The 11970-nt window shown below is 34.4% G+C and carries 11 protein-coding genes; 9 read left to right on the top strand and 2 right to left on the bottom strand.

Features of this window, described 5'->3' with window-relative positions:
- Positions 1-34: 34 nt before the first annotated feature.
- On the bottom strand, positions 35-1348 hold the full coding sequence (locus tag ABD745_RS10590; RefSeq protein WP_344829039.1) for a M16 family metallopeptidase: 1314 nt from the start codon (positions 1346-1348) through the stop codon (positions 35-37).
- A gap of 271 nt (positions 1349-1619) precedes the next feature.
- On the opposite strand from ABD745_RS10590, the gene ABD745_RS10585 reads away from it, so the two are divergent.
- Genes ABD745_RS10585 through ABD745_RS10575 form a run of 3 tightly spaced genes read left to right on the top strand, consistent with a single transcriptional unit; the run spans position 1620 to position 3943 of the window.
- On the top strand, positions 1620-2384 hold the full coding sequence (locus ABD745_RS10585; RefSeq protein WP_344829037.1) for an SDR family NAD(P)-dependent oxidoreductase: 765 nt from the start codon (positions 1620-1622) through the stop codon (positions 2382-2384).
- 31 nt (positions 2385-2415) lie between these two features.
- Positions 2416-3309, top strand: a complete 894-nt coding sequence (locus ABD745_RS10580; RefSeq protein WP_344829035.1) for a helix-turn-helix domain-containing protein — start codon at positions 2416-2418, stop codon at positions 3307-3309.
- 22 nt (positions 3310-3331) lie between these two features.
- Positions 3332-3943 (top strand): short chain dehydrogenase, encoded by a 612-nt coding sequence (locus ABD745_RS10575; protein WP_344829033.1) that lies wholly within the window; start codon positions 3332-3334, stop codon positions 3941-3943.
- Positions 3944-4093: 150 nt separating this feature from the next.
- Here ABD745_RS10575 and ABD745_RS10570 read toward each other — a convergent pair whose 3' ends face one another.
- Complete coding sequence (locus tag ABD745_RS10570) at positions 4094-4477, bottom strand: helix-turn-helix domain-containing protein (protein ID WP_047398502.1); 384 nt, start codon at positions 4475-4477, stop codon at positions 4094-4096.
- Between the two features lie 203 nt (positions 4478-4680).
- Between ABD745_RS10570 and ABD745_RS10565 the strand changes: the two genes are divergently transcribed.
- From ABD745_RS10565 to ABD745_RS10540, 6 genes are all read left to right on the top strand, one after another.
- Positions 4681-6168 (top strand): hypothetical protein, encoded by a 1488-nt coding sequence (locus ABD745_RS10565; protein WP_344829029.1) that lies wholly within the window; start codon positions 4681-4683, stop codon positions 6166-6168.
- A 10-nt stretch (positions 6169-6178) separates the two neighbouring features.
- Complete coding sequence (locus ABD745_RS10560) at positions 6179-6778, top strand: DUF6705 family protein (protein ID WP_344829027.1); 600 nt, start codon at positions 6179-6181, stop codon at positions 6776-6778.
- On the top strand, positions 6778-7401 hold the full coding sequence (locus tag ABD745_RS10555) for a DUF6705 family protein (RefSeq protein ID WP_344829025.1): 624 nt from the start codon (positions 6778-6780) through the stop codon (positions 7399-7401). Before ABD745_RS10560 ends, ABD745_RS10555 begins: the two co-directional genes overlap by 1 nt.
- A gap of 304 nt (positions 7402-7705) precedes the next feature.
- Entirely contained in the window at positions 7706-10039 is a 2334-nt protein-coding gene (locus tag ABD745_RS10550; protein WP_344829023.1) for an ATP-dependent helicase, read from the top strand.
- Between the two features lie 191 nt (positions 10040-10230).
- The gene (locus ABD745_RS10545) at positions 10231-11055 is read left to right on the top strand and encodes an alpha/beta hydrolase (protein WP_344829022.1); all 825 of its coding nucleotides are present in this window, start codon (positions 10231-10233) and stop codon (positions 11053-11055) included.
- A gap of 95 nt (positions 11056-11150) precedes the next feature.
- Complete coding sequence (locus ABD745_RS10540; protein ID WP_344829020.1) at positions 11151-11912, top strand: phospholipase D-like domain-containing protein; 762 nt, start codon at positions 11151-11153, stop codon at positions 11910-11912.
- The last annotated feature ends 58 nt before the right edge of the window (positions 11913-11970 follow it).

Genomic DNA, 11970 nt, shown 5'->3' with positions numbered 1-11970 from the left:
ATAATCATATTTTAAACCTAAAAAGTTTAATCGATTACTTTTTTTCAGGTACGTAATTAATGATTATTCTTTGGTTAGAATTAAGATACTTTTTAGCCGCATTTTGAAGATCCTGTCTTGTGATCCCTCTGTAAATGTCGATTTCTTTGTTAATCAAATTCGTGTTACCCATCAATACGTGGTTTGTTGCCAATGAAGCAGCAATTCCCTGAATGCTTGAGTTTGCATTTACAAACTGGTTTTCGTACTGGTTTTGAAGTTTCTGATAATCCTCCTCAGAAATTAAGGTAGTCTGAAGTTTTTTGATTTCAGCATCGATGTCAGACTGCAACGCTTGTTTTGTAGTCTGCCCCATCGGGATTGCGAAGAATGCGAAAATACTGTAATCTTCAAGACCTTGGTTGAAAGCTGCTACCTGAAGCGCTTTTTTGTCCTGGTCAACTAATTTTTTGTATAAAACTGAGGATTTACCATTACTTAAATATGAAGAAAGCATATCTAAAACATAAGCATCTTTCTCTTTGTTACCCGGAGTTCTGTACGCGAAAATATAAGCCGGAAGCTGGATGTTCGGGTCAGTTGCCGTAACTTCTTTTTCCTGAGTGATAGGAGCATCTTTCGGGAAATCTTTCGGGTAAATAGTCCCTTTTGGAATTCCTCCGTAATAAGTTTCGATCCACTTTTTAGTCTGTTCAGGTTTGATATCTCCTGCAACAACTAAAGTAGCGTTATTCGGAACGTAATATTTTTTATAGAAAGCCTGGAATTCTTCTAATTTCGCAGAGTTCAAATCTTCCATAGAGCCGATTGTTGGCCAGTTGTACGGGTGATTGGTGAATAAGTTTTTCTGAATTGTTGTGAAAAGATTTCCATAAGGCTGGTTATCCATTCTCAATCTTTTTTCTTCTTTTACAACCTCTCTCTGAGTATCTACACCAACTTGGTTGATGACAGCCTGACGCATTCTTTCAGCTTCCATCCAAAGACCCAGTTGTTCGTTGTTTGATGGGAAAGTTTCGTAGTAATACGTTCTGTCGTTCGTTGTGTTAGCGTTGTTTTGTCCTCCGTTTGAAGAAACAATCTTGAACCATTCACCTCTTTTGATGTTTGGTGTTCCTTCAAATAAAAGGTGCTCGAAGAAGTGAGCGAAACCTGTTCTTCCCTTTACTTCATCTTTTGCACCAACGTGGTACATTACCCCTGTTGTAACTACCGGTGCAGAATTATCCTGATGAAGAATTACGTGAAGACCGTTTGGTAAGTCATACTCTTCGAATTTAATTTGTTGTGCGTTCAAAGCCATTCCGAAGAAAGCCGCTGCAGCAACAGAAAGAAGTCGCTTTTTCATAAAAGTAGAAATTGTTTTGTCAATTAGTGCCAAATTTACTGTAAATGTTACAATCTTTTATATGTTTTTTATAAAAATAAGAAGGATCTAATAGTAGCCAAAAACATGTTTTCTGGAATGATAAGGGAAAATAATTCACATATTTTTTGTCTGGGGTTAAATTTATTAATGAAAATATTTTAATATCGGTAAAATGTATAAGTATTTTCTTGAAATGTTTAATTTTAATAATCTGAAACTGTGGAGCTTTGTCTTATAAAAATCAAGTCTTATGGAAACAAACAATTACAATCAGAAAATTGCGGTCATTACAGGCGGAAGCCGCGGAATCGGAAAAAGCATTGCTATTAACACTGCAAAACGTGGAATTGCTGTTATTTTAACCTACAACAACAATCCTGAGCAGGGAAATGCGGTTGCAGAAGAAATCAATCAAAATGGAGGAAAGGCAGTTGCTTTGAGACTCAATGTTGCAGAAGTCGGATCATTTTCAATTTTTGCAGAAGAAGTTTCAAAAATTGTGAAAGACTGGGGAAGAGATTCTTTTGATTATCTTGTTAATAATGCAGGAATCGCCCAAAGAACATTAATAAAAGATACTACAGAGGCTATTTTTGATGAATTAATAAACGTAAATTTTAAAGGCGTATTTTTTCTCACCCAAAAATTAGTTCCTTTGATGGCAGAAGGTGGTCATATTGTGAATATTTCTTCAGGTTTGGCAAGATTTGCTTTCCCGACAGTGGCAGTTTACGGGGCAATTAAAGCCGGAATTGATTCTCTGACAAGATATTTTGCCAAAGAATTTGCAGACAAAAAAATCAGAGCGAATTCCGTAGCTCCTGGAGCAATTGATACCGAATTCGGAGGTGGAAAAGGAGATGAAAGCCACCGTCAGCAAATTGCAGGAATGACAGCTCTAGGAAGATTGGGAGAAGCCGATGATATAGGGCTTTTCGTAGCTTCTCTGCTTTCTGAGGACAGCCGGTTTGTCAATGCTCAGCGTATTGAGATAAGTGGCGGAATTTATATTTAATTTCATTATTTTTAAGATAAAAAGTTGTACAATGGATTATGTAGACATCAACTCAATTTCGGAACTGCATGATTTTTTCAGGTATGAAAAGCCACTGCATCCGCTTGTTACCGTTGTTGATCTGGCTAAAGTAGACAGAAGCCAAAGAAAACCTGATGCTGTTTACAGACTGGATTTATATTCCATTGCCTGTAAAAGGATAGAAGGAAGCTTCATGTACGGAAGAACGAATTACGATTTTTCCGAAGGAACAATGATGTTTACGGCTCCACACCAGACTTTATCGCCCGGAATGGAAAATAAAGTGAGCGGATGGGGAATTTACATTCATCCTGACTTTTTGAATGCGGCTGGAAAAGGTCGCGAATTAACAGAATATTCCTTTTTCGGATACGATACCAATGAAGGATTGCATATTTCGGAAACAGAAAGGCTGGTTTTGGAAGATTGTGTGAAAAATATTCAGAAAGAAATTTCTTTAAATGTCGACAAGCATTCCTATAATATCATTCTCACCAATCTGGAACTGCTTTTATCGTATTGCGAAAGGTTTTATGAACGTCAGTTTTTTACCCGTACAAAGGTAAGTAATGATGTTGTAGCCAATTTTGAAAGGTTATTAAAAGATTATTTTGCTCAGGAAACGTTGGTGCAGTCAGGAATTCCGGATGTGAATTATTTTGCTGGAAAACTGAATATGTCTGCCAATTATTTATCCGATTTATTAAAAAAATATACAGGAAAATCTTCTCAGGAATATATTCATCTAAAGCTGGTAGATAAAGCAAAATCATTGCTGTGGAGCACCGATGAATCCATTAGCGGAATAGCGTATGATCTGGGTTTTGAACATCCTTCTCATTTCACAAAACTGTTTAAAAATAAGACGGGAATGTCTCCAAAATCATACAGAAATTTAAATTAATTAAACCAAATCTTATATCAATATGGACTCTAAAAAATTAAAAATTATTGTCATCGGTTCAAGCGGAACCATCGGAAAAGAAGTTTCAAAAAGTCTGGAACAAAGCGGGCATGAAGTCATTCGTGTTTCCAGAAGTTCAGGAGATTTTAACGCCGATATTCAGGATAAAAACAGCCTGGAAAAGCTTTTCAGATCTGTTGGAAATTTTGATGCGGTGGCAAACGCTGCCGGAGATGTGAAGTTCGGGTCTTTGGAAAATTTTACAGATCAGGATTTTGAATTTTCTTTAGGAAGTAAATTAATGGGACAGATCAATATCGTTCGTACCGCACTGCCTTTTATTAATGATAACGGTTCGTTTACTTTGATTTCAGGGATTTTAACGGACGAACCTATTTCCGGAGGAATTATCGGAACAACAGTGAACGGCGCGGTTGAAGGTTTCGTAAAGGCAAGTTCCTATGAATTACCGCGTAATATCAGAATAAATTGCATCAGTCCGACGGTTTTATTGGAAGCCAAAGATTATCACCCGTTTTTCCCGGGATTTATTCCTGTTGAGGCATGGAAAGTAGCAAAAGCATATGAGAAATCTATTGCAGGTGTTTTTAACGGTAGGATTATAAAAGTATAATCTTTCATTATATTTCCTGATTTTCCTGAATTTTTAATAGAGATTCAGGAAAATTTCCAAAAGGCTGAAGAGACATTATTCTCCTTCAGCTTTTTTTTCTTATTCTTTACTTCTTACTATTCAATAAGTTTTATAATGTTTATGGGTTCATCATTTTTTGAGGAGGCTCTCGATAAGACGTGTTTGTGTCTCTATAAGTTTCGAAATTTGTTCTTGGTTATTGATAACACTTTTAAGAAGTTCGGGTGATTGTAAATTGACCGTCTGATTATGATTGAATATGTGATTAAAAACATTGGAATCATTAAATTCATTATTTGAATAGTTAATGCTCGGTTTTTCCTCTAACAAATCACTAGGATCTATTTCATGAAAGCTGCTAATTTTTAACAAATTATCTAAATTGGGTTTCGCCTGATCCGCTTCCCATTTATTGTAAGCAGACTGCGAAACTCCTAACATATTAGCAATCTCAGATTGAGACATCTTTTTGTCATCTCTTAGTTTTCTTAGCTTAGTTCCTAATGTTGTCATATCCATTTATAAAATAATCACTAAAGTAATAAAAATTATTACTAAAGTATATCAACGGTTTTACTTTTTCCAAATATTTTTGTTCAAGGGTGAACAACACAAACTTATTTATCAAAAAAGTTCATCTATTTCCAACCCAAAGACAAAAAAATACATCTATAGTATAAAAGAGTATATTTAACCCATAAAAACAACACAAAACTATGAAGAGAAATTATCTCAGACTGTCGATATCGATAGTCTCGCTGACCTTACTCTGGTCCTGCCAACAGGAACTTCTGCAGACCGAGCAGGATTACTCCCAGAAATCTCAACAATCTACCATTCAGCAAATACAGCGCGTTCAACTAGAGAAAAAAGACCCACAGCTTCTAAGTAAAATAGATAAGATTTCTGCCAAAAGATTTTCTGTCAACGGAAAAATCTACACCGATACCGAAAACGGCTTTTCCATAGACACCGAAAAAGCCATCTATGTAGAAGATGCTAACGGTAACAAGACCTACACCTTCAAAATAGAAAGGAATAATGGCAGTTCAGGGTTTCTGGAAAATCTTGTCCTGAAACAGGCCGGTAATTCGGAATATATGGCTTATATTTCGAAGTATGATCAGATGGCGGTAGAGAATTTGGGAAACATTGCCCAGAGTGACCTGAAAAATCACATTACCTTTACTCCATTGGGAACAAAAACAGTCATAGAAATTTTCGGAAAATATAATGCTGATCCTTGCCAGGTAATGATGCCCGTTGCGTCCAGCTGGGTGCAGGTAGGCGGAACGATGTGCTATACAGGAGAACATGATTTTGCACATATTTCTGAATGTAATTATGGAAGTAATATAAATGGGTATCCTCCTACACCGGGATATTATACCTATGAGATTTCTTACGGATCTGTTGATATCTGCGGTGGCGGTGGGGGCGGATTTACACCGGGTAATAATAGCGGTGGCGGAACAACTCCTATTGGCGGTGGCGGCGGTCTTAATCCCAATCTGCCGGAACTGGATGATGTGACAGATCCCTGTAATAATTTGAAAAAACTTTTAAATCCCATGAAAGCAAACTTAAAACCGCTTATTACCAATAATATGTATTCTTATATTAATGATAACAGCCCGGGTGAAACTGGGGTTTTTATAAAAAAAGATCCTAACGGGAATATCAGTACCGAATTATCTGCTCCTTCTACTTCAACAAATAATGAATTGCCAACACCTACTGGACCTAATTATTATTCCGGAGTTCATACTCATCCTAAAACTACCTATCCTATATTATCTTATAAAGATATCTATAGCTTATATTTACTGGATCATAATACTGGTGTACATAATGAGGGTCAAGCATCTTTAGTGATGGTATGCGAAGACGATGCAGGTGTAAAGCAGACTTATGCGCTTGCTTTTGAAATTAATGGACAGCCCATACAAGAAGTTTGGAATAATCCCGTATATAATGGACGTCCTATAAAAGATATTATAGATGAATTATTTAAAGATTTAAAAGCTAAATGTGATGATGAATCCGATAAAGATAGCCCAAATTATGAACGTGTATTTTTACAATTCGTATTTGGGAATAATATTGGCTTATACAAAGCAAATGAAGACTTAACAAACTGGAAAAAACTTTACATTACTGAAAATTCTGACACAGCAATTGTAGATTCTATTAATTGTAATTAAAAATAAAACTATGAAATATTTAATATTACTCACACTGCTCTCCATTGTGGCAAAATCACAGACAATTATAGATATTCGAGATAATAGTTACTCTAATCCCAATAACACTTATTATGATTATTATAAAAAAGATCTAAACAATCTGTTAGATCCCTTTCAAGGAACATATATTTATACTAATGGAAATATAAGTTTTAAAATTGTATTGCAAAAAATGATTAAACAATCACAAAGCTTACATTTTGAAGATTTGATTATTGGAGAATACCAATACATAGAAAATGGTATTGAAAAAACAAATACAATTTCAAACATTAATATAATTTATAATAATCAATATAGCAAACATGCAATTGCCGGAAATTCCATAATAAATAATAATAACAGGGAATGGAAATGCCCGCAATGTAATGCTAATGAAAAAAGATTACGCGCAAAAATAATTGATAGAAGTACAGATAGACATGCAACTATATTTATGAGAAGAACTACGGTAAATGGACAAGAAGTTCTACAGGTAAAAGTAACTGATATTTTGCCAGACTATGGGACTACAAATCCACAAGCTTTTTCTTTACCATTTGGAGAATTTACGATGATAAAACAGTAATGAAAAATATATATATAATAGTAACTATACTTTTCTCAATTATTACAAAATCACAAACTATTATTGATATTCGAGATACTAAATATTCTTATCTATCGAATACTTATTATGATTATTACAAAAAAGATCTTAATAATTTACTAAACCCTTTTCAAGGAACATACATTTATACCAGTGGAAATACCAGTTTTAAAATCGTATTAAAGAAAATGATAAAACAGCAAATAGGTTTGCATTTTGAAGATATAATTATCGGAGAATATCAATATATAGAAAACGGTATTGAGAAAATTAATACTTTATCGAATATTGATATAATATATCCTGACCAATTTTTTAAACATAATATTGTAGGAAATGGTATAATTGGAAATATTAATAATAGACAATGGAAATGCCCACAATGTAACCCTAATGAAAAAAGATTGAGTCTTATTATAGAAGATAAATTATCTGATCGGATAGCTGATTTATTATTACGAAAAACAATTATTAATGGAAAAGACGTAATACAAATAAAAATACAAAATATAAGTAGTAAGACAATAGATACAGTTAACCCCAGTTCTCCTCAACTTCCTTTTACTTTGCCAATAGGAGAATTTACCATGACTAAACAGTGATGAAGGATATTTATCTAATATTATTCATGCTGATTTTTAGTGTCTTAGAATCACAGACTATTATTGATATTCGAGATAATAGGTACTCTAATCCAAATAATACATATTATGATTATTACAAAAAAGATATGAATAATCTGTTAGATCCTTTTCAGGGAACATATTACATCAAAGTACTATTTTTTTTATTAATAACTAATTATAGAGGCTGCCTTTTTAGGTAGCCTCTTTTTAATGAAGGTCTCTTCAAAATTTGAATTCTCCATATAATACACTAATTTTGTATTCCTAATTTTTTTGCAGCATGGAGGATTATTTGAAAGGACTGAATGAATCACAATTTGAAGCCGTTACCACATTACAGGGACCATTAATGGTTCTTGCAGGAGCGGGTTCCGGAAAGACACGTGTATTGACAATGCGTATCGCTCATTTGATCACAAATGGAGTAGATCCTTTCAATATTCTGGCTCTTACTTTTACCAATAAAGCGGCGAAAGAAATGAAAGAGCGTATTGCAAAAGTGGTTGGACAAAGCAATGCAAGAAGTCTTTGGATGGGAACTTTTCACTCCGTTTTTGCAAGGATACTGAGAAGTGAGGGGCATTACTTGGGCTATCCGTCCAATTTTACCATTTACGATCAGCAGGATGCATTGAATGTCATCAGAAAAGTGATTAAAGATATGAATATCGATGCTGATCTTTATAAGCCTAAAAAAGTTCAGTCAAGAATTTCGACGTATAAAAACAACCTGATCACTGTAAAAGCATATTTCAACAATCCTGAATTAATGGAAGCAGACGAAAAAGCCAACATGAAATTCATCGGGCAGATTTATCAGAAATATGTAGAGCAGTGCTTCAAAAACGGAGCGATGGATTTCGATGATTTATTGTTGAAAACCAATGAATTGTTAACCCGTTTTCCGGAAGTTTTAGCAAAATATCAGGACAGATTCAGATATATTCTGGTGGATGAGTACCAGGATACAAACCATTCACAGTATTTGATCGTAAAAGCATTAGCTTCAAAATTTGAAAATATTTGCGTGGTAGGGGATGATGCACAGTCGATTTACTCTTTCCGTGGTGCGAATATCTATAATATTTTAAACTTCAAAAAAGATTATCCGGATGCAATTACAGTTTCTTTGGAGCAGAATTACCGTTCTACCCAGAACATTGTAAATGCTGCCAATGCTGTAATCGCAAAAAACCTTCAGCAATTCAAGAAAAATGTTTTCAGTGAAAATGAAGAAGGGGAAAAAATTAAAGTCTACCGTTCACTTTCCGATGCGGATGAAGCCAATTTTGTCGCCGGAAATATCTGGGAAACCAGAAACAGGGAACAGAGAAAATACAGCGATTTCGCCATTTTATATAGAACAAACTCTCAGACCCGTGCTTTTGAAGATGCGTTGAGACGTAAAAATATTCCATACAAAGTTTACGGAGGTTTATCTTTCTACCAAAGAAAAGAAGTGAAAGATCTGATCGCTTATCTGAGACTTTTGGTGAATGAAAACGACTCGGAAGCCTTGATGAGAATCATTAATTATCCGACAAGAGGAATTGGTGAAACAACTCAGAATAAACTGATCGTTTTTGCAGATTCTCATAATGTAGCAGTTTCAAAAGTTTTAGACAGTCTTCCGATGTATGCTCCACAATTGGGCTTCAATAATGGAGTTTTAAATAAATTGAATGATTTTTGGTCGATGATCAAAGCGTTTCAGGTATTGCTTAAAACAGAAACGGCGTACAGCGTTGCCATGGAAGTTGCAAAACGAAGCGGATTAATCAAATTCTTAAAAGACGACCAGACTCCGGAAGGCATTTCGCGTGTAGAAAACGTTCAGGAATTAATGAACTCCATGCAGGGATTCATCGAAGAACAGATGCAGTTGGAAGACGGAGATCCGAGCTTACCGAATTTCCTTGAAAACATTGCTCTTTCAGCAGATACTCAAAATAAAGATGATGAGGAAGAAATGGTTTCATTAATGACCATTCACTTGTCAAAAGGTCTGGAATTTCCCGTTGTTCACTTGGTTGGTCTGGAAGAAAATCTTTTCCCAAGTTTCATGAGCTCTACAACCAGAGAAGATCTGGAAGAAGAAAGACGTTTGTTTTATGTTGCTTTAACGAGAGCCGAAAAACAGGCATTTTTCTCATATGCAATTTCCCGTTTTCAGTGGGGGAAAATTACCGATGCGGAACCTTCAAGATTTTTAAGTGAAATCGATGATGAGTTCATTGAGTTCGTAAATCCTGCAATTGAAAAGCGTTTTATTAATAATTCAGGCGTAAAATCAAATATTTTCGACGAACATCCTTCTGAACTGAAAGGCTTCAAAAGAGTTGAAAAGAAAACGATTGAAAGAGCAGAAGGTTCAAAACCAATTGCTGAACCAAGAAAACTGAAGCCTGTAGCTACTGCAAAAATTATCAACCCAAGCGGGGCATCTTCACAAGATATTGAAGTAGGTGACAAAGTAAGACACGACCGTTTTGGAATCGGGGAAGTTTCTTTCCTTGACGGAACCGATCCTCAAAATATAAAAGCAAAAGTAATTTTCATGCACGAAGGCGAGAAAAATCTAATTCTGAAGTATGCTAAACTGACGAAGATTTAAGTCATTGCGAGGAGTGATAGCAAGTTTATACTGAGCTTGTCGAAATAAAGCAATCTCAAATATTTCCCACAAATTTCATAAATCTTAATCCGTGAAATCTGTGGGAATTTTAATTTAAGAAATCAAATAAATATTTATTTATCAAAATGAGACAATGTAAATTTTGTATATTTAAATATTAAAAGCTTACAATGAACAGGATTCTGATATTTTTAATTCTAACGATATTTTCAAATCCCCTTTTCTCTCAAGAATATCGTACAGAAAATAACATTCATTATTACGATGAAAATACCAATAAATCCGATGCCTACATCAATGAAAGATGTGTATTAGACATTTATATTCCGAAAAATGTGAAAAATTTTCCGACGGTTATTTGGTTTCATGGTGGAGGTTTAACTGGTGGACAAAAAGAAATTCCGGAAGGATTAAAAAATAAAGGAATCGCTATTATTGGAGTTAATTACAGGCTTTCACCGAAAGTAAATGCTCCAAAATATATTGAAGATGCAGCCGCAGCAACAGCATGGGTTTTTAAAAATATTAAAAATTATGGAGGAAGTGAAGATTTAATCTTTATTTCAGGCCATTCTACAGGAGGTTATCTTGCCATTATGGTTGGTTTAGACAAATCTTATTTGAATAAATATGGAATTGATGCTAATAAATTTGCAGGAATTATTCCTTTCAGCGGACAGATGATTTCACATTTTACTATCAGAAAAGAAAAAGGAATCGATGAGCTGGATGCAAGAATTGATGATTTTGCACCGCTTCATTTTATCAGAGCCGATGCACCGCCTTTGCTTCTGATAACGGGAGATCGAGAAAAAGAATTACTGGGAAGATATGAGGAAAACGCTTATATGGCGCGAATGATGAAACTGAAAGGTCACAAAGAAACAACTTTATATGAACTTCAGGGTTTTGATCACGGCGGAATGGCGCAACCTGCATTTCCTTTATTAATCAACGAAATCAAAAGGATTGAAAAGCTGAAAAAGGGAAAATAATTTTAATAAATATTATAAATTCTATTTAATAATTGCTTTGCAGGTTTTATCTTGCGAAGCTTTTATTTTAAAGTGAATTAAAGGATTTCGAAAATATGTTTTATAACAATGCCGTCTGCGATATTTATATAGGAAAAAGTGCTGGTGTAAAGATGATGCAGGACATCAGAAATGCTCAGAAAAATGTGAAGATTGTTTCGCCTTATCTTTCACCTTTTTTGATTAAAGAACTCATTTACCTTCATTCAAGAGGAATAAAAATCAGATTGATTACCACGGATGAAATTGAAGATTTTTATGGATATGATAAAAATATTCACAAGCTTATCATTCAGCATAGACGTATTGATGAGAAGGCAAAACAGACAAGAGATAATCTTATCAGCCTGTCCGGAACATTACTTTTTGCAATGATCGGATTGGGTGTGGTTTTGCTTCCGTTAATGTATCTTTTAAACAATTTTAAATTTGCCTTTGGATTTATCATCGTTGTTTTGATGTTTTTTGTAAGGGATTCTATTGTGAAAAAAATTAAAAGAACGAGAGTTTATCATTATACCTATAAACAGCTTTTTCCGTTTAAAGTTTTTGTCTCACCCAATAGCGGAAATTCTACTAATAAAACCTTTATTCACAGTAAAATTTACATTATTGATGATGAGATTGCTTATCTCGGTTCTCTTAACTTTACGGGAAGTGGAGTAAAAGATAATCATGAAACAAGAATCAGAACTTCCGACCCTGTTGCAGTTGCTAAAATTATAGGGGAAGTGAAAGAAATCTTTTATCATTCAGGTTTGCCCGAAAGAGATATTCAGTTTTGGGGAAGCCAGTTGTATGATGAGCCGATTAATTAAAGTCGGTTGATGGTTTATAATTGCTGGTTGATAGGTGAATTTGTTTTTTAATTACAAT

Source organism: Chryseobacterium ginsenosidimutans (assembly GCF_039536845.1).
In the GTDB taxonomy this organism is placed as follows: Bacteria; Bacteroidota; Bacteroidia; order Flavobacteriales; family Weeksellaceae; genus Chryseobacterium; species Chryseobacterium ginsenosidimutans_B.
This window is presented reverse-complemented; position numbering and strand designations above follow the sequence as displayed.